Annotated in this window: 20 protein-coding genes; 6 read left to right on the top strand and 14 right to left on the bottom strand. The window is 46.9% G+C overall.

From position 1 onward, the window contains the following. Positions 1 to 56 precede the first annotated feature (56 nt). Complete coding sequence (locus AAV35_RS05970; RefSeq protein WP_008591292.1) at positions 57 to 974, top strand: aldo/keto reductase; 918 nt, start codon at positions 57 to 59, stop codon at positions 972 to 974. An 80-nt stretch (positions 975 to 1,054) separates the two neighbouring features. Here the strand turns inward: AAV35_RS05970 and AAV35_RS05965 are convergent, their stop codons facing one another. The 3 genes from AAV35_RS05965 to AAV35_RS05955 all read right to left on the bottom strand — a co-directional run bounded on the left by AAV35_RS05965 (position 1,055) and on the right by AAV35_RS05955 (position 3,234). Beyond that, positions 1,055 to 1,393, bottom strand: a complete 339-nt coding sequence (locus AAV35_RS05965; RefSeq protein ID WP_008591289.1) for an iron-sulfur cluster biosynthesis family protein — start codon at positions 1,391 to 1,393, stop codon at positions 1,055 to 1,057. 103 nt (positions 1,394 to 1,496) lie between these two features. Further along, positions 1,497 to 2,279: an SDR family NAD(P)-dependent oxidoreductase gene (locus AAV35_RS05960; protein WP_008591288.1), complete on the bottom strand. Its 783-nt coding sequence runs from the start codon at positions 2,277 to 2,279 to the stop codon at positions 1,497 to 1,499. Then, positions 2,266 to 3,234 carry an MBL fold metallo-hydrolase gene (locus AAV35_RS05955; protein WP_008591286.1) on the bottom strand — a complete coding sequence of 323 codons (969 nt, stop codon included), beginning with the start codon at positions 3,232 to 3,234 and terminating at the stop codon, positions 2,266 to 2,268. Before AAV35_RS05955 ends, AAV35_RS05960 begins: the two co-directional genes overlap by 14 nt. Before the next feature lie 191 nt (positions 3,235 to 3,425). Between AAV35_RS05955 and AAV35_RS05950 the strand changes: the two genes are divergently transcribed. The 4 genes from AAV35_RS05950 to AAV35_RS05935 all read left to right on the top strand — a co-directional run bounded on the left by AAV35_RS05950 (position 3,426) and on the right by AAV35_RS05935 (position 8,146). After that, positions 3,426 to 4,946: an AbgT family transporter gene (locus tag AAV35_RS05950; RefSeq protein WP_008591284.1), complete on the top strand. Its 1,521-nt coding sequence runs from the start codon at positions 3,426 to 3,428 to the stop codon at positions 4,944 to 4,946. A gap of 109 nt (positions 4,947 to 5,055) precedes the next feature. Continuing rightward, positions 5,056 to 5,793, top strand: a complete 738-nt coding sequence (locus tag AAV35_RS05945; protein WP_008591282.1) for a glycerophosphodiester phosphodiesterase — start codon at positions 5,056 to 5,058, stop codon at positions 5,791 to 5,793. 4 nt (positions 5,794 to 5,797) lie between these two features. Next, a complete protein-coding gene (rnz, locus tag AAV35_RS05940) occupies positions 5,798 to 6,730 on the top strand; it encodes a ribonuclease Z (protein ID WP_008591280.1) in 933 nt (310 codons plus the stop codon). Between the two features lie 60 nt (positions 6,731 to 6,790). After that, positions 6,791 to 8,146, top strand: coding sequence for an aldehyde dehydrogenase (locus AAV35_RS05935; protein ID WP_008591278.1), 1,356 nt, complete (start codon positions 6,791 to 6,793; stop codon positions 8,144 to 8,146). Here AAV35_RS05935 and AAV35_RS05930 read toward each other — a convergent pair. The 5 genes from AAV35_RS05930 to AAV35_RS05910 all read right to left on the bottom strand — a co-directional run bounded on the left by AAV35_RS05930 (position 8,143) and on the right by AAV35_RS05910 (position 14,663). Then, positions 8,143 to 9,372, bottom strand: coding sequence for a DNA polymerase IV (locus AAV35_RS05930; protein WP_008591276.1), 1,230 nt, complete (start codon positions 9,370 to 9,372; stop codon positions 8,143 to 8,145). The two genes, AAV35_RS05935 and AAV35_RS05930, sit on opposite strands and share 4 nt — an antisense overlap. A gap of 83 nt (positions 9,373 to 9,455) precedes the next feature. After that, on the bottom strand, positions 9,456 to 10,574 hold the full coding sequence (locus AAV35_RS05925; RefSeq protein WP_008591274.1) for a M20/M25/M40 family metallo-hydrolase: 1,119 nt from the start codon (positions 10,572 to 10,574) through the stop codon (positions 9,456 to 9,458). A gap of 58 nt (positions 10,575 to 10,632) precedes the next feature. Then, positions 10,633 to 12,180: an acyl-CoA carboxylase subunit beta gene (locus tag AAV35_RS05920; RefSeq protein ID WP_008591272.1), complete on the bottom strand. Its 1,548-nt coding sequence runs from the start codon at positions 12,178 to 12,180 to the stop codon at positions 10,633 to 10,635. A gap of 5 nt (positions 12,181 to 12,185) precedes the next feature. After that, the gene (gene mce, locus AAV35_RS05915) at positions 12,186 to 12,998 is read right to left on the bottom strand and encodes a methylmalonyl-CoA epimerase (RefSeq protein WP_008591271.1); all 813 of its coding nucleotides are present in this window, start codon (positions 12,996 to 12,998) and stop codon (positions 12,186 to 12,188) included. 15 nt (positions 12,999 to 13,013) lie between these two features. Continuing rightward, entirely contained in the window at positions 13,014 to 14,663 is a 1,650-nt protein-coding gene (locus AAV35_RS05910; RefSeq protein ID WP_008591268.1) for an acyl-CoA mutase large subunit family protein, read from the bottom strand. A 154-nt stretch (positions 14,664 to 14,817) separates the two neighbouring features. Here AAV35_RS05910 and prli42 point away from each other — a divergent pair, with 154 nt between their 5' ends. Beyond that, on the top strand, positions 14,818 to 14,934 hold the full coding sequence (gene prli42 / locus AAV35_RS14340; RefSeq protein ID WP_233129772.1) for a stressosome-associated protein Prli42: 117 nt from the start codon (positions 14,818 to 14,820) through the stop codon (positions 14,932 to 14,934). A gap of 37 nt (positions 14,935 to 14,971) precedes the next feature. On the opposite strand, the gene AAV35_RS05905 is transcribed toward prli42, so the two are convergent. From AAV35_RS05905 to lpdA, 6 genes are all read right to left on the bottom strand, one after another. After that, a complete protein-coding gene (locus AAV35_RS05905; RefSeq protein ID WP_008591267.1) occupies positions 14,972 to 15,925 on the bottom strand; it encodes an aromatic acid exporter family protein in 954 nt (317 codons plus the stop codon). Positions 15,926 to 15,985: 60 nt separating this feature from the next. Beyond that, positions 15,986 to 16,423 (bottom strand): BrxA/BrxB family bacilliredoxin, encoded by a 438-nt coding sequence (locus AAV35_RS05900; RefSeq protein WP_040609624.1) that lies wholly within the window; start codon positions 16,421 to 16,423, stop codon positions 15,986 to 15,988. A gap of 85 nt (positions 16,424 to 16,508) precedes the next feature. Next, entirely contained in the window at positions 16,509 to 17,792 is a 1,284-nt protein-coding gene (locus AAV35_RS05895) for a dihydrolipoamide acetyltransferase family protein (RefSeq protein WP_008591262.1), read from the bottom strand. A gap of 14 nt (positions 17,793 to 17,806) precedes the next feature. Continuing rightward, positions 17,807 to 18,790 (bottom strand): alpha-ketoacid dehydrogenase subunit beta, encoded by a 984-nt coding sequence (locus AAV35_RS05890; protein WP_008591259.1) that lies wholly within the window; start codon positions 18,788 to 18,790, stop codon positions 17,807 to 17,809. A gap of 12 nt (positions 18,791 to 18,802) precedes the next feature. Next, entirely contained in the window at positions 18,803 to 19,795 is a 993-nt protein-coding gene (locus AAV35_RS05885; RefSeq protein ID WP_008591257.1) for a thiamine pyrophosphate-dependent dehydrogenase E1 component subunit alpha, read from the bottom strand. Positions 19,796 to 19,814: 19 nt separating this feature from the next. Continuing rightward, positions 19,815 to 21,236, bottom strand: coding sequence for a dihydrolipoyl dehydrogenase (gene lpdA, locus AAV35_RS05880; RefSeq protein ID WP_008591255.1), 1,422 nt, complete (start codon positions 21,234 to 21,236; stop codon positions 19,815 to 19,817). Position 21,237 lies beyond the last annotated feature (1 nt).

The raw sequence follows: 21,237 nt of genomic DNA, 5'->3' as shown, positions 1-21,237 counted from the left end.
GTTTTCAGCTATTATAAGTTTAGGGGAAATCTACTGTACAGGAAAGGATGAAATTCATGCAGAAAAGACAAATCGGTTCGTCCGATCTTCATATTTCAGAATTGGGACTCGGATGTATGTCCATCGGTACCGAAGAGAACAAAGCGAAAGACATTATCACTGCAGCTCTTGATAACGGAGTGAATTATCTCGACACGGCAGACTTATACTCCTTCGGGGAAAACGAAAAGATGGTAGGTAAGGCCGTTCAGGGTAAAAGAGATCAGGTCGTAATCGGATCGAAAGTCGGCAACGATTTCGACAAGGAAAAAGGTACGTGGGAATGGAATCCTTCCCCACAGCACATTAAAGAAGGGCTGAAAGACAGTCTTCACCGTATGAACCTCGAATACATCGATTTGTATCAGCTCCATGGTGGAACGATCGACGATTCCGCAGATGAAATCATCAATACATTTGAAGATTTAAAACAGGAAGGACTTATCCGGGAATACGGCATATCCTCTATCCGTCCGAATGTAATCAAGCAGTATTTGGAGCGTTCCTCCATCGTTTCCGTTATGATGCAGTACAGTCTTCTGGACCGCAGACCTGAAGAATTATTTCCACTGTTAGATGAGTATAACGTTTCCGTGCTGGCGCGCGGTCCTCTGGCAAAAGGAATGCTTTCCGGCAGCGCCGGAGAAGTTGTGCAAAGTAAAGGGAAAGAAGGCTTTCTCGAGTACAGCTATGAAGAGCTGAAACAGTTCACGGAACAATGGAGTCAACTGGCCGGTACTGAGGAAAATGCTAAAAGCTTTCAGTATATACTGAATAACAGAACAGTAGCCAGCTGTATCTTCGGAGCGAGCACTCCCGCTCAGGTGGAAGAAAATATACAGGCGTATGAAAAGGCGGAGCCGCTGCAGGAATATCTGTACCAACAGATGCAGTCGATCAGTAAACCGCTCCAATATAAAAATCACAGATACTAAAAAGAGCTGCCGCACTGCGGCAGCTTTCTTATTCTCACATTCCGGCCGCGAGCCGGCTCTGATACCCCGAAGCTGAATTATTAGAGAACTTCCGCTTTTTCTTTCACCTGTTTTACAGAAATGACAGGATTCAGTATTCCTTCATCACTTTTAAGACGAAATGCTCCCTTGAATACTTCCACAGTCATATTCTTCCGGAAGAACAAAGACTGTTCTCCGTTCATGACGACAGTGTATCTGTCGCTTTCCACGTGCATATCCGCAGGGTCAGTTTTATCATCCAGTCTCATCAGCGGCACTCCATGTACCCCACATCCGCAATCGTCCGTATCATACTCGAGTCTGAGGACTGATCTTCCCGAATCTGCCATTAATCCATCAAGAAGCTTTCCTGCTTCATCTGTGAACTGAATATGCATAACATCCTCCCCTTTCCCTTTAATTATAATATGCTGCCATCGTTTTGTAATGTTATTCAACTTCAGGTGTGCACTACCCCGGGGCAGCAGGAGAACATTATCATCACTTTTTATGGAACTGGGCAGAGAACACTTTTTCTATGGTAGAGGGCATAAGCTGGTAAAGTTTACTTGCTCCTTCCATCCACCCCGGGGCGTTGATCTCTCTCCTGTAAGAAATGAAAGTATGCACCATTTTAGCGGCGATTCTGTTAGGGTTGAGCATAATTTTCCCGACAGAAATGCGATAACCTCCGGTCGGGTCGGCCCGGTCGAAAAAGCTGGTGTCCACCGGTCCCGGATTCACTCCGGTTACACTAATGCCATCGACTTCCATACGCAGAGAATTAGTGAAGCCCACAACTGCATGCTTCGTCGCTGTATAAACTGCGGCTTTCGGCGTAGCTATCTTTCCGGACTGCGAAGCAACATTAACAATATGGCCGGCGTTGCTTTCAAGCAGAGGTAAAAATTCTTTAGTTATATGAATCAAAGCAGTCACATTCAGCTGGATCATCATATCACTTTTCGACCAGGGCTCGGACTGAAGCTGTTCAAAACTTCCAAAACCCGCGTTGTTTATGAGACCGGATAAATCCTTGTGGTTCTCTTTAACATACTCGATGAGTTCCTTCCTGTCAGCTTCCCGGCCCAGGTCCCCCGTGTGAATGTAAGGTTTTATTCCATAAGACTCTTCTATAAACCGGGAGATCAATTCGAGTCTCCGACCGTCCCTGGCCGCAAGGATGGGAATCGCCCCCTCCTCAGCAAGATGCAGTGCAGTAAACATGCCGATCCCTCTGGAAGCTCCGGTTACTAATACTTTTCTGTTGTTAAGACTTTTCACTGATGAAATAAAAATCCACTCCTTTTGAACTTCTCCTGTAGATTTTCCCACGTTCTTCGAGAAAATCCAACTGTCCGACAGTTTCCGACATAGTCAGCGGGTACTGCTTTTTGTATTGTCGCGGAAACAGCTTCCGGCTTATGTCAAAAGAATGCGAAGGCTGTTCCTCTATAATGGAGTAGACTTTGTCTGCGCGTTCCTCCTGCTGGGAAAGTCTTTTCCTGATAATTTCTTCAACATTATTAAAACGGGGTCCATGGCCGGGCATTACTTCCTTTACATTGTAACGGAATAACTTCTTAAGAGAGTCCCGGTACTGAATCAGAGGTCTGGTCCTTTCGTCCCCGTGGAAAGGAGGCTCAATGATAGGGTTCGGCGAAATATGATACAGGAGATGGTCTCCACCTATCATTACCCCGTCCTCCTTGCTGAATAAAGAAATGTGACTTTGGGCGTGGCCTGGGGTCTCTATCACTTCCCAGTCAGAATGACCGGGAATCGTCTCGCCTTCTTTCAAAGTGCCGGTAAGGGTGAACACCGGAAACTCCTTCAGCTTTTCAGGAGCTTCCCCGAGCTTATCAATCAATGATTCCGGCACTCCATTCTTCCGATAAAACTCTTCGAAAAAAGATACGTACCGGGAAGAGAACCGGTCGTCCCTGTCTATCCAGGGTAATGCCGCCCGATGCGCAAGACATTGTTTTACGTTAGGAAGATACTCCACGAGCCCGACATGATCGGGATGGTGGTGAGTGAGAACTACCTGACGGATATCTTCAGGTCGCAGATCATAGCCGGCAAGCTGGTTTTTGAAAGCTTCCCACGCTTCATCGGAACGGACGCCGGCATCGATCAGGGTAATGGGCTCCCCTTTCAGGACGTATAAATGTACGTCTCCTACAGCGTAGGGGGTAGGTACGGTAATCGTATATAGACTGTCTTTTATAGTTTTCAATATGTAACCTCCGATACGTAATGAATGGTTATTCATTATTATAGCACGTCTTACAAATTATTTTTCAATTTTCTTTGTTTTGATAATAATCTTCCTAGTTAGACTTTTAGCAAAAGACTTTCTTTCGGACCACTCGTTTACTATACTTTCTCAAGTATATACAGCATTACAGTAAAGAAAGGAAGTCAGCTATGGAAAGAACTTCTAAAAAAGGGTTTTTGATGAAAACCCTTGACTGGATTGAAAAAATAGGGAACAAATTGCCGCATCCCATTACATTGTTTGCAATATTCGCTTTGCTTGTAGTGGTGCTTTCAGCAATATTATCTGCTATAAACGTACAGGTGCAAGACCCGGCCACCGGAGAAAATCTGGAAGTGGTCAACCTTCTCTCCGCTTCGGGTGTCCAGTACATGTTCGAATCAATGGTAGAAAACTTCGTCGGTTTCGCTCCGCTCGGAACCGTCCTGGTAACAATGCTCGGTATCGGTGTCGCGGAACGCTCCGGACTTATAAGTGCTATGCTGCGGGGTCTCGTGACTTCGGTTCCGCAGTCCCTTCTTACGGCGGCTCTCGTTTTCGCCGGAATTATGTCCAGTATGGCCTCCGACGCCGGTTACGTTGTTTTGACGCCACTCGGAGCCGTTCTATTCGCAGGGCTCGGCAGACATCCGTTAGCCGGTCTCGCTGCTGCATTCGCAGGTGTGTCTGCCGGTTACAGTGCCAATCTGTTTCTGACTTCCCTCGACCCGTTACTCGCCGACCTGACGATTCAGGCGGCCCAGACAATCGATCCGGCTTATGCAGAATCCATTTTATATACGATGAACTACTACTTTATGATCGCTTCTGTATTTGTGCTTACCATAGTAGGTACTCTCATTACCGATAAACTGGTCGAGCCGCGCCTTGGGTCTTTTTCCGGGTCTTCGGATGATGAAATAAACTATTTGACGAACAATGAGAAAAAAGGATTGTGGGGAGCACTCGCTGCTCTAATTATTACGGTCGGGCTCTTATCTCTGCTCATTCTCCCGAGCTGGGGACCGCTGCGTAACCCTGACGAATTTCTTGCTTCTCCATTTTTCCAAAGTCTCGTTCCTGTCATTCTAATCTTGTTTTTTATTCCGGGATTTGTTTACGGAAAAATGACGGGCGCAATTAAAAACGATAAAGATGTGGCCAATCAGCTTTCGGAAACGATGGCTACGATGGGAATGTACATCGTCCTTGCATTTACGGCAGGACAGTTCGTAGCTTACTTTAACCATACAAACATGGGTAAAGTGCTCGCTGTAACAGGAGCTGACTTCCTTGATTCCATCGGTTTCACAGGTTTAGGACTGATCGTCGCCTTCATCATCGTTGCGGCTGTCATCAACCTGTTCATTGGTAGCTCTTCCGCCAAATGGGCGATTATGGCACCGGTATTCGTGCCGTTGATGATGCAGCTCGGTTATTCACCGGAATTGACTACTCTTGCCTACCGTATAGCGGATTCGACAACTAATATCATTTCACCGTTGATGCCGTATTTTGCCATTGTTATCGCTTTTGCCCAAAAATACGACAAAAATGTAGGAATCGGTACGTTGATCGCCACTATGCTTCCTTATTCCATCGGTTTTTTCATCATCTGGATTATCATGCTTTTCGTATGGATGGCGTTCGGATGGCCGATCGGTCCGGGAGCCGGTTTCTTTTATCAATAGTACTGCAGATAAGCTGCCTCTTATATGGAAGAGGCAGCTTTTTCTTTTATGTAAAATAGGAACGTGGTAAGATTCTAGTATTGAGATTACTGGAATAGGAGTGGACGTTATGCAGACACAAATTTTCGCGCATCGGGGAGCCAGCAGGTATGCTCCCGAGAACACGATGCCCGCTTTCAGACTCGCACTGCATATGCAGGCTGAGGGAGTGGAGACGGATGTGCAGTTGACCAGGGATCAGATTCCTGTGTTAATTCATGATGAGAACGTAAAGCGCACTACGGACGGTTCAGGTTTCGTCCAGGACTATACCTTCCAGGAACTGCGTTCACTTGATGCCGGAAGCTGGTTCTCCAAAGAATACGAAGGGACGCACATCCCCTCTCTTGAAGAACTTCTTCAGTGGGTCGCATCACGTCCATTATTTCTTCACCTAGAATTAAAAACGGATAAAATCTCTTACAAACATATAGAAAAAATCGTCTATGATCTTTTGCAGAAATATAACGTAATGGAGAGAACCACTCTTTCAAGCTTCAACGAAGACACTCTGAAGAATGTCAAAGAGCTCAACTCTTCAATCGACACAGCTTTTCTTACATCAACGAAAATGAGGAAGATGCTTTCATATCTCTCCTCCATCCCGGCAGACGGGTTACACATAAAACATACGATACTGAACAGAAAACTGGCTTCCCGTTGCAGAAAAAACCAGATACCACTCAGAGTATATACGGTGAACAGACCCGCTCATTTAAGGAAATGTTATCACCTGAAATGTTCCGGTATCTTCACCGACGTCCCTGATATCGCATGGAGCATAAGAAAAGCTGTAGAGGAGAGTTGATAGGATGGAACTATATTTTCTCGGTACCGGGAGCGGCGTCCCCTCCAAAGAAAGAAATGTCTCCTCCCTGGTGCTCCGTCTGATCGAAGAGACGGGAAAAAGCTGGATGTTCGACTGCGGCGAAGGGACTCAGCATCAAATATTGGACTCACCTGTAAAAGCACGGAGAATCGAAAAAGTTTTTATTACACACCTGCATGGAGATCATATTTACGGGCTGCCCGGATTTCTCAGCAGCAGATCTTTCCAGGGAGGCTCAGAACCTCTTACCGTCTACGGCCCGGAAGGATTACAGGAATTCGTCGAATCCGCTCTGCGCATCAGCGGAACCCACCTGACTTACGACCTGCATTTCCGGACGATAGAAGAGGGTTTCAGAGAAGAAAATGAGCAGTTTGAAATCAGTGCCCATCTGCTTGAGCACGGCTTACCCTCGTATGGATTTTTCATAAAAGAAAAACCGAAACCGGGAGCATTACAGAAAGAAAAACTTGAAGCGATGGGGATTCGGCCGGGTCCGGTTTACCAGACCATCAAAAATCAGGAAACGACTATACTGGAAAACGGCACAGTCGTTCAGAGATCAGACGTACTCAGTGCCCCAAAGCCTGGAAGGTCCGTCGCCATCCTTGGCGACACGCGATTCAGAGAGCGTCACATGGAATGGATCAAAGGAGCGGATGTTCTTATTCATGAAGGGACATTCGAAGGAAAAGAAAGCCGGATGGCTTATGATTATTATCACTCTACTGTCGTCCAGGCAGCTGAAACAGCTGCTCAGTCAGGGGTGGATGCGCTATATATCAACCATCTCTCCTCCCGTTACCAGAGAGAGGATATAGTCAGGTTACTTACGGAAGCCCGCGAGGTGTTCCCGGACACATTCATCGTCCATGATCACTTCCACACGAGTGTGGTAAGAAAAGAAAGACAATAGTGTAACTGCCGCTTATTCAGGGAAAAGAAACGGAACCGTATTTACTAAGGAGGAAACCTTATGGAAATCGTCACCCGTCAGAAACAGTGGTTCAAACACGGATACACCCAGAGCTATGAATTCAGAAAACAGCAGCTGCTGAAAACGAAAAGAATGCTTCAAACTTTTGAAGTACCTCTATTGAAAGCTTTGCAGTACGATCTCAATAAATCGGAATTCGAAGCTTACACTACGGAAATAGCTTTTCTTAATGCAGAAATACAGGAACAGCTGTCTCATTTAAAAAAACGCATGGCTCCGGAAAAAGTGAAGGCTCCCCTGTCCCATACAGGCACACAAAACTATATCAGAAAAGAGCCCTATGGCAGCGTCCTGATCATAGCACCATGGAACTACCCGCTACAGCTTGCTATAGCTCCAGCTATCGGTGCATTAGCCGCCGGGAATACGGCAGTGCTCAAACCATCGGAAATGACACCCACGGTTTCCTGGGTCATCAGGCGTATGATCGAGGAGTTCTTCCCTGAGCACGTACTTAAGGTGGTCGAAGGCGGTAAGGAAGTCACCCAGCAGCTATTATCCGAGCCGTTCGATTACATCTTTTTTACCGGGAGCGAACGTGTGGGCAAAATTGTTATGCAGAAAGCATCCGAACAGCTTATTCCGGTAACGCTTGAGCTCGGTGGCAAAAGTCCGGCAATCGTACACAAAGATGCGAACCTTCCGGTAGCAGCAAGGAGAATCGCGTGGGGGAAACTCATCAACGCCGGTCAGACCTGTATCGCCCCGGATCACGTATATGTTCATAAGGACATAAAAGAAGCGTTCATCAGGGAATATAAAGCGGCCGTACACCTTCTCTATGGTAAAGAACCTCTGAAAAACGATGATTTCGTCAAAATCGTAAGCAAGGATCACTTCGACCGTATCAAGAGTTATCTTTCCGACGGGAACATTGCATTAGGTGGCGAAACTGACGAGAAAAATAATAAAATCGCCCCTGCCGTTCTGACAGAAGTGACAGAAAAGGATCCGGTTATGCAGGAAGAAATATTCGGTCCCATACTGCCGGTTCTTGAATACAGGGAGTTGCAGGAAGCAGTGGAAACGATCAGCGACAAACCTGATCCTCTGGCTTTGTATTATTTCGGCGAGGATGAAAAATCCCAGGAATTTGTCACAACGTCCCTTTCTTTCGGAGGAGGCTGCATCAATGATACGCTTTACCATATCATCAACCCTCATCTCCCGTTCGGCGGCATCGGTGCCAGCGGGATGGGCAGCTATCACGGCAAATTCAGCTTTGAAACATTCACCCACAAGAAGTCGATTACGAAACAGAACACGAAGTTCGATCCGTCATTCAGATACAAGCGGGATAAAAACAGCCTTAAAATTATAAAACGTATTCTTTAATCACCATCCAGAAAGTCCTTTTGAAAACTTGTCCGGATGGACGGGAGCGGCATTTTTGAACTTTTGAAAACGTCGCTCCCGTATTTTTCTTTAAGTTCTTCAATCGTTTTATATAAAGGTTCCTTCTCCGCCACCCGTTCATAAGTGAACAGGTTGAGCTGTTCGACCGCTTCATCCGTTTCAACCAGCTCCGACATGGTAATACCGAGAAGGCGTATCGGCTGCTGATTCCAGTGTTCCTCAAATAAATCTACAGCTTCCCGGGATATAACTTCCCGGCTGTTCGTGTTGTTATGAAGGAGCCTCGTCCTGGTCACTGTTTTTCTGTTATTATAACGGATCATTATCTGCAGCTGCTGTCCCACCACTTCTTTCCTCTTCATCCTTCCCTCTACCTTCTCGGCGAGTTTTCTGAACGTACGGTAAACCTCCGTCTCCTCCGACGTATCTTCTGCGAGTGTCGTCGAAGTACCTATACTTTTGAATGAATGGATCGCTTCAGGATCCACTTCCCTGTCGTCGAACCCGTTAGCCCGCTGGTGAAGCTTGCTTCCGTTAACACCAAGAAGATTCTTCAGTTCATATTCTTTCCGGTTGGCCAGGTCGCCGATCGTGTGTACGTCGATCTTTTTCAGTTTTTCCGCTGTTTTCTCCCCTACTCCATGCATGTCAAGGACGGGCAGAGGCCAGAGTTTCTTAGGGATATCCCGTTTTCTCAGAATTGTACACCCCATCGGTTTTTTCATGTCGGAAGCCATTTTAGCGAGAAACTTATTGGGGGCGATTCCGATACTGCAGGGTACCTTAAGATCCGCGAATATTCTCTTCTGAAGTTCCTCCGCAAGTTCCGGAGGATGACGGTCAGCCAGGTCCGATATGTCCATATACCCTTCATCAATTGATACAGGCTGCACCAGTTCCGTAACTTCTCTCAATATGGCAAATAACTGTTTCGACACTTCTCTGTAGCGGTCAAAATTCGGCCTGCGAATGAGAAGAGAAGGACACAGTCTTCTTGCTTCTCCTACGAGCATCGTCGTCTTCACGCCATATTTCCTGGCTTCATAACTGCTTGTGACGATCACCCCTTTTCTTTCTTCGGGGTTTCCGGCGATAGCTAAAGGCTTTCCCTGAAGTTCCGGGTAATCCGCCATCTCTACCGAAGCATAGAAGCTGTTCATATCAATGTGTAGAATAACTCTCGGTTGCCGGTTTTTGTTCTCCATTCGGAATCACCTTTCGAACGCTTGTTTCCCTATATTATATCAATGATCATTTCAAAAAAGAAGAGCCGTGCTTTATGCACGGCTCATACCTCCTCCATAATTGCCAGGACAAATTCCGATACCTTAACGAGATCTTCCACAGCAATTCTTTCATTCGTCGTATGAATATTTTCATAGCCTACTGCCAGGTTTACTGTAGGAATACCGTAACTTGAGATTACGTTAGCATCACTGCCGCCTCCGCTTTTAAGCAGCCGGCTTTCGTGCCCGATTTTTTCAGCTGCACTTCTGGCGACCTCCACTACCTGATCCCCTTGCTTCTGTTTGTATCCCGGATACATGACTTGTACTTCGCAGACTGCTTCTCCGCCCAGCTCAGCGGCAGCCTGATCGAAAGCTTCCGTCATCCGTTTTACCTGCTCCTGCATTTTGTCAGGATTCAATGACCGTGCTTCAGCCAGGACTGCCACGTGGTCACACACCACATTCGTCTGCTGTCCGCCTTCGAAACTGCCGATGTTGGCCGTCGTCTCCTCATCGATTCTTCCAAGGGGCATATTCGCTATAGCTTTTGATGCAATCGTAATTGCAGAGACACCCTCCTCGGGTGCTACGCCGGCATGAGCCTTTTTCCCTTTTACGGCAGCCGAAATCTTGGCCTGAGTCGGAGCTGCAACGATGATATCTCCTACTGTACCGTCGCTGTCCACAGCATAACCGTATGCAGCCTTCAGTTTGGAGTGATCGAGATGTCTCGCACCGACGAGTCCGCTTTCTTCTCCGGCAGTGATAACGAATTGGATCGTGCCATGCGGAACACCGGATGCTTTGAAAACGCGGGCTGCTTCAAATATCGCTGCCACTCCTGCCTTATCATCGGCTCCAAGAATGGTCTCCTCCCCCGAAACGATGTAGCCGTCCTCTACCCTCGGCTGAATGTTCTTTCCGGGCAGTACCGTGTCCATGTGTACGGTGAAATAGACCGGATCTTTCGAAGGATCATTTCCTTCAAGAGTAGCAATAAGATTGCCTGCTCCGTGTCCCGTCGCTGCCTTCGAATCATCTTCCTCCACGTTAAACCCTATTTCCTGAAGTTTCGTTGTCAGTACTCTGGATATTTCTTCTTCATTCTTAGTCTCGGAATCGATTTGCACAAGTTCCATAAACTCTTCCAGAAGACGTTCTCTATTCACTGAACTCAATTTATTTTCCTCCTTGCTTTCCTGCAGTAATTCTGTCTATGCGATTAATGTCACGAACTTACAGAGGTATGTTCCCGTGTTTCTTATCCGGTCGTTTTTCTTCTTTGTTACGAAGCATTCTGAGTGACTGTTTCAGTTTTATACGCGTTTCTCTCGGGTCTATTACGTCATCGACCATACCGAGGCCGGCAGCGACGTAAGGGTTGGCGAACCGTTCCCTATACTCATCAATTTTCTCCTGACGGGTCTGCTCCGGATTATCACTCTGATTGATTTCTTTAGCGTAAATAATATTTGCGGCACCCTCCGGTCCCATTACTGCTATTTCGGCATTAGGCCATGCAAAAACGATATCGGCACCGATGGACTTACTGTTAAGTGCTACATACGCCCCGCCGTAAGCTTTTCTTGTAATTACCGTCAATTTCGGCACCGTCGCTTCCGAATAGGCATATAATATTTTAGCCCCGTGACGGATTATTCCTCCATGCTCCTGTTTGATACCCGGGAAAAATCCGGTAACGTCCTCGAAAGTAACGAGAGGGATATTAAAGGAGTCACACATCCGGATAAACCTTGCCGCCTTATCACTGGAGTCGATATCCAGCCCGCCTGCCATGTATTTCGGCTGGTTTGCAATAATACCTGTCGTCTGTCCATCGATTCTTGCGAAACCGACTACTACGTTTTTCGCGAAACTGGCATGAATTTCGAAAAATGATTCTTCGTCAACGATATGGTCGATCAATTTTCTCACGTCATAAGGACGGGAGGAATTGAAAGGTACAAAATCTGTAATGTCCGGAAGAAAATCTTCTTTTTCCTCTTCTTTACTTTCAATAAAAGGCGGCTTCTCTTTGTAGTTGTCCGGAAGATATAGAAGCAGATCCCTTACAGCATCAAGAGCTTCTTCTTCGGTGGAAGCCTGCACATGAGCGTTTCCGCTGGTGGAGTTATGTACCCGGGCACCTCCAAGATCTTCCGGAGAAATCTTTTCGCCTGTGACGGTTTCGATAACTTTCGGCCCAGTTATAAACATCTGGGAACTCTCTTCGACCATAACGACAAAGTCCGTAATTGCCGGAGAATACACTGCACCGCCGGCACATGGTCCGAGAATGACAGAAATCTGAGGAATGACTCCCGAATAGATGGAGTTCCGGTAAAATACGTGACCGTATCCATCCAGCGAGGAGACGCCTTCCTGTATTCTGGCTCCCCCGGAATCGTTGAGACCGATGAACGGGACGCCGTTTTTAGCAGCCAGATCCATTACTGCCGCGATCTTTTTCCCGTGCATTTCACCGAGTGCTCCTCCGTAAACAGTGAAATCCTGAGCGAACAGATATATGCCCCGGCCGTTTATTGTGGCGTACCCGGTCACTACACCTTCTCCGGGCGCATCTTTCACTCCTGCGTCGTGATGACGGTGCTGTATGAAAGGGTTGAGCTCCATGAACGACCCTTCATCCACGAGGTAGTCGATACGTTCGCGAGCTGTTTTCTTGCCCTTATCATGCTGCTTGGCTATTTTTTCATCTCCGCCGCCGAGTTCCGTCTCCCGCCGTTTATCATAAAGTTCATTGATTTTATCGAACATATCCATAACAACTAACCCTCCTGTTTTTCTTCGCAAAGTTCATATAGTACACCCTGCCCCGCTTTTGGATGAAGGAAGGCGATACGACTGTCATGCGCACCCTGTTTCGGAGTTTCATTCAGCATACTGATTCCCTGTTCCTTAAATAAGCTGATTCTTTTCTCGATATTGTCAACGTCAAGAGCGATATGATGGATTCCTTCGCCTTTTTTATCTATAAATTTCTGGATCGGAGAATCCTCATCCATCGGCTCCAGCAGTTCAATCCTTGTATCACCGATCGGGAAAAACGCTACTTTCACTTTTTCCTCTTCCACCGTTTCCACTGATTCAAGCGGAAGACCGAGGCTGTGCTGATAGAAAGGCAGGGCCTGCTCCAAGTGCTGAACCGCTATTCCGATATGCGATATTTTGTTTGGAGGCGGCGTTTCCTCCCCCTGTACCAGCTGTTTAATGAAAGTGGCAGTATCGGACATTGCTGTACCGCTGGTGAATATCTTCCTCACCCCTTTTTCTTCCAGGTAAGGGATATCTTCTGTCGGAATAACCCCTCCGCCAATCACAGGTATGTCTTCCGCATTATTCGCTCTCAACGCTTCCACTACTTTCGGAAACAGGGTTTTGTGTGCGCCGGAAAGAGAGGAAAGACCTATAACGTTAACGTCTTCCTGGATGGCGGCCTGTGCTATCTGTTCCGGCGACTGGCGTAATCCGGTGTAAATCACCTCCATGCCTGCATCTCTAAGTCCCTGTGCAATAATAAGTGCTCCACGATCGTGGCCGTCAAGACCGGGTTTGGCAATCAATACTCTGATAGGTTCCATCTCAGTTCATCCTTCCTACATTGCTGTATATTCCCCAAATTCTTCTCTCAGTACGTTGGCTATTTCTCCGACGGTCGCATACACTTTCACGGCCTCCACTATAAAAGGCATAAGATTCTCATTATTTACAGCCGCTTCTCTCAATTTCTTAAGGGAATCAGCAACAGCGTCAGCGTCACGGTTCTCTCTGATCCGCTCTGTTGCTTCCACCTGGTTCTTTTCGAGCTTTTCATCTACACGCAGAAGTTCCGGCTCCACTTCTTCATCAATCGTAAACTCATTCACCCCTACGATGACATCTTCACCTTTTTCGATATCTTTCTGCGTTTCATAAGCGGTCTGATGGATTTCTCTTTGCATATAACCGGCTTCCACCGCTTTTACGGCTCCTCCGAATTCATCAATCCTTTTAATATACTCGTTCGCCTTCTCTTCTATCTCATCGGTGAGGGACTCCACAAAATACGAACCTGCGAGTGGATCCACCGTTTCGGTAACGCCGCTTTCATGAGCCAGAATCTGCTGGGTCCGGAGAGCGATTCTCGCAGAATCCTCGGTAGGAAGGGCGAGAGCCTCATCTTTCGAGTTCGTGTGCAGGCTCTGTGTTCCTCCCATTATGGCGGCAAGCGCCTGTACAGTAACTCTTACTATGTTGTTATCCGGCTGCTGGGCCGTCAGTGTGCTTCCTCCGGTCTGCGTATGGAAACGCATCTTCCAGCTCTTCGGATCCTGAGCGTTATATTTTTCTTTCATGATTTTCGCCCACATTCTTCTCGCTGCTCTGTATTTTGCAGCCTCTTCGAAAAACTGGTTATGGGCATTAAAGAAAAATGCGAGCCTTGGAGCAAACTGATCTATTTCCAGTCCTGCTGCAAGTGCGGCATCTACGTAGGCCATTCCGTTAGCAAGTGTAAATGCCACTTCCTGTACTGCTGTAGCCCCGGCTTCTCTTATATGGTAGCCCGATATACTGATTGTGTTGAATTTAGGCAGGTTCTCCTGACAATAGGAAAATATATCCGTTATAATTCTCATGGAAGACTCGGGCGGATAAATATAAGTTCCTCTTGCTATGTATTCTTTAAGTATATCATTCTGAATAGTTCCTGTAAGTTTTTCCTTGGCCACTCCCTGTTTCTCGCCTACTGCAATATACATCGCCAGAAGGATGGAGGCGGGAGCGTTAATAGTCATAGAAGTACTCACTTTGTTCAGCGGTATTTCGGCGAATAGCTGTTCCATATCCTCGAGGGAATCTATGGCGACCCCCACCTTCCCGACCTCGCCTTCAGCCATCGGATCGTCCGAATCATAACCTATCTGGGTAGGCAGGTCGAAAGCGACGGAGAGTCCGGTCTGCCCCTGATCAAGAAGATACCTGAAACGTTCATTTGTTTCTTTCGCAGAACCGAATCCGGCGTATTGACGCATGGTCCAGTGTCTGCTGCGGTACATCGTCGGCTGTATCCCTCTCGTATAGGGATAGGCACCTGGAAAGCCCAGTTTCTCCAGATAACCGTCTTCGGGTTTCTCAGGTTCATACAGTCTATGTACAGGAATGCCCGAACTGGTTTCAAAAGGTTCTTTTCTTTCAGGGAACTTCTGCAGAGTTTTTTCGACATTCTGTTTCCATTTATTCTTTTGATTCTCATAGGGCCCACTCATAATATTCCTCCTTAATAACTTACTATATTAACATAATAACAATAAAGCGCTTACTTTGTACAAGTTTTATTACCCGGGTTTCACGCTCTCTTGTCTTCTTTCAAAATCTTGTGTAAAATACGATTAGCATATGTAAGTGAAGGAGGTACCGCACTTGGCCGAGCACAGAAAACCGTCGAAACGGGAGAAGCGTATGAAAGTTGTTATATATCTCATGATTTTTTCCATGCTGTTGTCTTCCCTATTAATGGGAGCCAGTTATTTTTTATAATCAGCAGAGAAAGCAGTCGTCCGAAACGACTGCTTTTTTAAATGTCGCTTCTCTTGAAGGAACGTTTGATGATCAGGTAATCCTCGAGTTCGTTCAACAGTTGATACAGACTCGCTCTGCTTTCGAATTCTTCGCGTGACTCGGGCAGTGGTTCCTCTTTAAAGTAGTTACGTAATTCCTCCAGTTTTCTCAAGTACAGGAGAGCCGTGTTCCCGGGATGGACTGCTCCCGATAAATCTTCAAAAAGATCCCCGATTTTACTTGCGTATTCATCGTACTGGGAAATTCTCGTTACAAGCGGGAGCATCTGCTCCAGCAGTTCAAACTGTTTCGTCCTCATATGGAAATAATGATAATAAGGGTGGTGCGGTTTAAGCAGACGATTCTCCACCTGTTTGTAGGCCAGCGCTTTCGCTTCCTCCAGCAATTCGGCAGTTCTGGTCAGTTCCTCTCCCGCCCAGGCGTATTTCTCCTCCTTCAGATAAAGTGAAATTTCCTTCAGTATCGAAGAGAAGCAGTCTTCCACATCCGTCTGGTATTCCTCAAGGCTCCGTTCAAGGCTTGGCATATATATATTAAGTATTAAAGCTATTCCTATACCGATAACTATCAGTAAAAATTCGTTCCACACGATTGAGAGATCGATTTTACCGAAGGTATACAAATGGAGAACGATTACAGAACTCGTAATGATTCCGGGTGTTATCTTCAGCCGAACGGTAGTAGGTATAAACAAGAGAAGCATGACGCCGATAGCAAGTGGCGTGAAACCCATCAGCCCTTCGAAAAATATAAATGAGTAAAGAATCGCAAGCATACAGGCAGCAAACCTGTGCCATGCAGATAGAAGAGACCTTTTCCTCGTAACCTGAATACATAATATCGTCACGATACCTGCCGAAGCGAAATTATCCAGCTCCAGCAACTGCGCCATCCATATGGCCAAAGGTGTACCAAGAGCAGTTTTAATAGTTCTGGACCCTATCCTCATATTGTTAAACCCTTTCATAGAAAAAGAGTCTTTGCAGTCAAAGACTCTTTTTCTTTCCGATTACATTTCTTCACAGTAAGTATCGAAATCTTTCTGAAGTTTGTTGATAACCTCCATCGGTTCAAACCCTTCGATGTCGTGACGCTCCACCATAGTCTGGATTTTTCCATCTTTTAAAAGGGCAAAAGACGGCGAGGAAGGCGGGTATCCTTCAAAGTATTCTCTGGCTTTCTCTGTAGCTTCTCTGTCCTGTCCTGCGAAAACCGTCACAAGCTGATCCGGTCGTTTATCATAATGAATCGCATTTCTCGCAGCAGGTCTTGCAATACCTCCGGCACAGCCGCAGACCGAATTAACCATCACGAGCGTCGTTCCGTTCTGCTTCAAAGCTTCGTCCACCTCTTCCGGGGTGGTAAGTTCTTCGTATCCGGCTTCTACAATTTCGTTTCTTGCTTTTGTTACTACATCATCCATATATAAATTGAAATCCATATTAATCGCTCCTTTACGTAGTGTTAAACACATTCTACCAACCAGAGCAGTAACTTTCAATTAAGAGATAGTTTACATAACATTACTATGGTTAATAAACTGAATCGTTTTCATCCATATTTTCCAGTATCTCTTTAACTTTTTGCAGGAAGTTCCCCGCTATCAGTCCGTCCAGAACGCGGTGATCCAGAGATAGACAGAGGTTCACCATATCTCTCGGTCCGAACATCCCATCCATGTATACAGGTTTTTTAACAATCGATTCCACCTGGAGAATGGCTGCCTGAGGATGATTGATTACCCCCATGGACTGTACGGAACCGAAGGAACCGGTGTTGTTGACGGTGAATGTCCCGCCCTGCATATCTTCTGTAGTCAGCTTACCTTTTCTTGCTTTTGCTGCAAGGTCGGTAATGTTTCTTGCAATACCTTTCACACTCAGCTCGTCCGCATGTTTGATGACGGGTACGAACAGTTCATTCTCTTTAGCAACAGCAATGTTCAGGTTAATATCTTTTTTCTGGATAATTTTATCTCCGGCCCACTGGCTGTTCAGTTCCGGATATTCCTTGAGCGCCTGAGCAACTGCCTTTACGAAGAAGGAGAAATAAGTAAGGCTGTACCCTTCCTGTTTTTTGAAGGCCTCTTTGTTCTTCTCCCTGAGTTTCACGAGATTCGTCACGTCCACTTCGACCATCATCCAGGCATGTGGTATTTCAGTAGTGGAAGTGACCATATTGGATGCGATGGCTTTACGGACCCCTGTAACAGGAATTTCCTTATCGCCCACATCGGAAGAGACCTCGGCCGCTGGAGCTTTTGCCTTACGGCTTTCCGTTGCTTCCGTCTTTCCGGCCGGCTGTTTCGTTTCTTTCTGTGCCTTGGAAGCTCCGCCTTCAGCCTGGTATTTCTCGACGTCTTTTCTTGTAATACGGCCGTCTTTACCGCTTCCCGGCACATCTTCAAGGTCGATACCATATTGAGATGCAAGAGTAAGTACCGCCGGTGAGTATCTCGGTTTAGCCGCAGCTGTTTCTTTATCAGACTCTGCTTCCGCTTTCCCGGTAGCAGTTTCTTCCTGTTCGTCCGATTCATCCGTGCCGGAATCACCTTCAGAGCCGTTCCCGGATGCATCTTCTGTTTCTATATAACAGATGAGCTCTCCGACTGCTATAGTCTCTCCCTCATCAGCCTGCAATTCCGTAATTGTACCTGTAAAAGAAGAAGGGACTTCCGCGTTAACCTTATCCGTCATAACTTCTGCAATCGGATCGTATTTCTCCACTGTATCCCCGGGCTTTACAAGCCACGTACTGATTGTACCTTCCGTTACGCTTTCCCCGAGCTGGGGCATGTTTATCTTTTCAATTGCCATATGAATATTCCTCCCTAAAACTCTGCGAGGTTCCGCATAGCTTTTTCTACTTCGTCCGGATTCATCATAAATGCTTTTTCCATGGTAGGTGCATAAGGCATAGCAGGAACATCGGGGCCGGCCAGACGTTCGACGGGACTGTCCAGATCGAACAGACAGTTTTCGCTGATGATAGCAGAAACTTCGGAGATGATTCCGCCCTCTTTGTTATCTTCACTGATCAAAAGAACTTTCCCTGTCTTTTTAGCTGCCTCGATGATACTTTCTTTATCAAGCGGGTAGACGGTACGCAAATCAAGAATGTGCACGTCCACTCCTTCTTTTTCCAGTTTTTCCGCGGCCTGCAGGGCGAAGTGTACGCACAGACCATACGTAATCACGGTAATGTCCGAACCTTCCCTCTTCACATCCGCCTCACCGATAGGGAGTGTATAATCCTCTTCGGGAACCTCACCCTTTATCAGACGGTAAGCGCGCTTATGTTCAAAGAAAAGCACCGGATCGTTACTTCTTATAGAGGCTTTCAGCAGCCCTTTAACGTCATAAGGAGTAGAAGGCATAACGATCTTCAGTCCGGGCGTTCCTGCAAACAGTGCCTCCACGGACTGGGAGTGGTACAGCGCTCCATGTACGCCCCCTCCATAAGGGGCCCTGATAGTCATCGGAACGTTCCAGTCGTTGTTCGAACGGTAACGAATTTTGGCTGCTTCCGATACAATCTGGTTCACTGCAGGCATAATGAAATCGGCGAACTGCATTTCGGCCACCGGGCGCATACCATACATCGCTGCACCTATCCCCACTCCGGCGATAGCGGATTCAGCAAGCGGAGTATCAATGACCCGCTGCTCGCCGAACTCTTCATACAAGCCATCCGTCGCACGGAAAACTCCTCCGCGGACGCCGACATCTTCCCCTAATACAAACACCTTATCGTCTCTTCTCATTTCTTCTTTTAAAGCCTGGGTTACAGACTGAATATAAGAAATTACTGGCATTTCCCATCCTCCTCACTCTTCATATACAAAATCCATCAACGATTCAGGAGAAGCGTACGGAGCTTCTTCGGCATAGTCAGTAGCATCATTGATTATATCTTTCAATTCCTGTTCCAGATCCTTCTCCCTCTCGGTTGTAAGGATTCCCGTTTCGCGCAGGTAATTACCGAATGTAATAAGCGAGTCTTTCTTTTTCGCCTCATCCACTTCATCCTTCTCGCGATACGTACGGTCGTCATCGTCACTGGAATGGGGGGTGAGCCGGTAGGAAACCGCTTCGATGAGAGATGGCCCGTCACCATTCCGACCTCTGTCTGCCGCTTTTTTAACAGCTTCGAATACTGCAAGAGGATCATTTCCATCCACTGTTTCTCCAGGCATACCGTAGCCGATAGCACGGTCCGAAACTTTTTCGCAGGCGATCTGCTTCTCTACCGGAACCGATATTGCATATTTGTTGTTTTCCACCATAAAAATCACCGGCAATTTATGGACACCTGCAAAGTTCGCTCCTTCGTGAAAGTCCCCCTGGTTGGAAGAGCCTTCGCCGAAAGTGACGAGACTGACGATATTTTTGTTCTCCATTTTAGCTGCCAAACCGATACCGACTGCGTGTGGTACCTGTGTCGTTACCGGAGAAGAGCCGGTTACTATTCTGTTTTTCTTCTGGCCGAAATGCCCGGGCATCTGGCGTCCTCCGCTGTTCGGATCTTCCGCTTTGGCGAATGCGGAAAGCATCAGTTCTCTTGGCGTCATTCCGAAAGAAAGCACGATGCCCATATCACGATAATAAGGAAGGGCGTAGTCCTCTTCCAGATTAAGCGCGTACGAAGCACCCACCTGAGCGGCTTCCTGACCCTGACAGGAAATGACGAAAGGTATCTTACCGGAGCGGTTCAACAGCCACATTCTTTCATCAATTTTTCTTGCCAGTAACATAGTGCGGTACATATCCAAAACCTGTTCATCACTGAGTCCCAACTTTTCGTGTCTATTCTTACTCATACTGTTTCTTCCTCCTTTGTCAGCCGTGAATTTGTTTACCGTCTACCGCCATAGCAGCCTCTCCCATTGCCTCCGAGAGTGTAGGATGAGGATGTATGCTCGAAGCGACTTCCCAAGGAGTGGCATCGAGTACTTTCGCAAGTCCGGCTTCGGAGATGAGATTCGTAACGTCCGGGCCAATCATATGGACACCGAGAATATCATTTGTATTTTTATCCGCTATAATCTTTACGAACCCATCGCTTTCCCCTTCTACAAGAGCTTTTCCTACTCCCTGGAAAGGGAATTTACCCGTTTTAATGTCGAATCCCGCTTCTACGGCTTCCTCTTCCGTCCAACCTACTCTGGCTGATTCGGGACTGGAGTATATGCAGGAAGGAATCAGTTTATCATCCACGGGGTCCGGCGTTCCGTAGTTCATATGTTCAACGGCTGTCATTCCTTCGTGTGAAGCTACGTGAGCGAGCTGCAGTCCGCCTATCACGTCTCCGATAGCATAAATATGGCTTTCCTTCGTCTGGTACATGTCGTTTGTATCGATCACGTCATTTTTAATTTCAATATCAGTGTTTTCGAGTCCGATATCTTTGACGTTCGCATTACGTCCAACAGAAACAAGAACTTTTTCGGCCTGAAGTTCCAGCTCCTCTTCCTTCTTCACAGCTGAAACTGTCAGTGTGTCACCGGTATTCAGCGTTTCGGGCTGAAGCTTCGTGCCCGTGTGGATAGTAATCCCTTTCTGTTTCAGGAGGCGCTCCATTTCTTTCGAGACATCTTTGTCTTCCTGAGGAAGGATTCTATCGGCGAATTCAACCACTGTTACATCCACTTCGAAATCAGCCAGCATCGAAGCCCATTCGATCCCGATGACTCCGCCTCCGACGATAATGATTGACGCCGGCAGTTCCTTCATTTCCAACGCCTCATCCGAGGTCATAATCTGCTCGCCGTCCACCTCGAGTCCCGGAAGAGTTCTCGGGGCCGAACCGGTGGCAACAAGCACGTTTTTGGGAAGCAGCATTACATTTTCTTCGCCGCTCGTCATTTCTACGGAAATCGTTCCGGCTGAAGGCGAGAATATGGATGGGCCGAGTATTCGTCCGTGTCCTTCATATACGTCGATTTTACCTTTCTTCATGAGGGATTGAACTCCGTTGTACAATTTGTTTACCACCGACTGCTTTCTTTCCTGTACTTTCCCGAAGTCAAGCTTCACTCCTTCGGATGCCACTCCATACTCCATCGAGTTCTTGGTCTGCGAAAAAACTTCTGCACTTTTCAATAGTGCCTTGGAAGGTATGCAGCCCCTGTGCAGACATGTACCTCCGAGAGCCCCTTTTTCTACGATAGCCACTTTTTTCCCAAGCTGAGAAGCTCTTATGGCCGCGACATAACCGCCGGTTCCGCCTCCTAAAACTACCAGATCATATTCATTTGCCACT

Origin of the sequence: Salimicrobium jeotgali, from assembly GCF_001685435.2 — a bacterium.
In the GTDB taxonomy this organism is placed as follows: domain Bacteria; phylum Bacillota; class Bacilli; order Bacillales; family Halobacillaceae; genus Salimicrobium; species Salimicrobium album.
Note: the sequence above shows the minus strand (reverse complement) of the source record. Positions and strands in the feature narration are given on the sequence as shown.

Excerpts from the sequence above, each read along its gene's own strand:
- AAV35_RS05970 (WP_008591292.1), top strand. The coding sequence starts at position 57 with ATGCAGAAAAGACAAATCGGTTCGTCCGATCTTCATATTTCAGAATTG.
- AAV35_RS05965 (WP_008591289.1), bottom strand. The coding sequence starts at position 1,393 with ATGCATATTCAGTTCACAGATGAAGCAGGAAAGCTTCTTGATGGATTA.
- AAV35_RS05950 (WP_008591284.1), top strand. The coding sequence starts at position 3,426 with ATGGAAAGAACTTCTAAAAAAGGGTTTTTGATGAAAACCCTTGACTGG.
- AAV35_RS05945 (WP_008591282.1), top strand. The coding sequence starts at position 5,056 with ATGCAGACACAAATTTTCGCGCATCGGGGAGCCAGCAGGTATGCTCCC.
- rnz (WP_008591280.1), top strand. The coding sequence starts at position 5,798 with ATGGAACTATATTTTCTCGGTACCGGGAGCGGCGTCCCCTCCAAAGAA.
- AAV35_RS05935 (WP_008591278.1), top strand. The coding sequence starts at position 6,791 with ATGGAAATCGTCACCCGTCAGAAACAGTGGTTCAAACACGGATACACC.
- AAV35_RS05930 (WP_008591276.1), bottom strand. The coding sequence starts at position 9,372 with ATGGAGAACAAAAACCGGCAACCGAGAGTTATTCTACACATTGATATG.
- AAV35_RS05920 (WP_008591272.1), bottom strand. The coding sequence starts at position 12,180 with ATGGATATGTTCGATAAAATCAATGAACTTTATGATAAACGGCGGGAG.
- mce (WP_008591271.1), bottom strand. The coding sequence starts at position 12,998 with ATGGAACCTATCAGAGTATTGATTGCCAAACCCGGTCTTGACGGCCAC.
- AAV35_RS05910 (WP_008591268.1), bottom strand. The coding sequence starts at position 14,663 with ATGAGTGGGCCCTATGAGAATCAAAAGAATAAATGGAAACAGAATGTC.
- AAV35_RS05905 (WP_008591267.1), bottom strand. The coding sequence starts at position 15,925 with ATGAGGATAGGGTCCAGAACTATTAAAACTGCTCTTGGTACACCTTTG.
- AAV35_RS05895 (WP_008591262.1), bottom strand. The coding sequence starts at position 17,792 with ATGGCAATTGAAAAGATAAACATGCCCCAGCTCGGGGAAAGCGTAACG.
- AAV35_RS05890 (WP_008591259.1), bottom strand. The coding sequence starts at position 18,790 with ATGCCAGTAATTTCTTATATTCAGTCTGTAACCCAGGCTTTAAAAGAA.
- AAV35_RS05885 (WP_008591257.1), bottom strand. The coding sequence starts at position 19,795 with ATGAGTAAGAATAGACACGAAAAGTTGGGACTCAGTGATGAACAGGTT.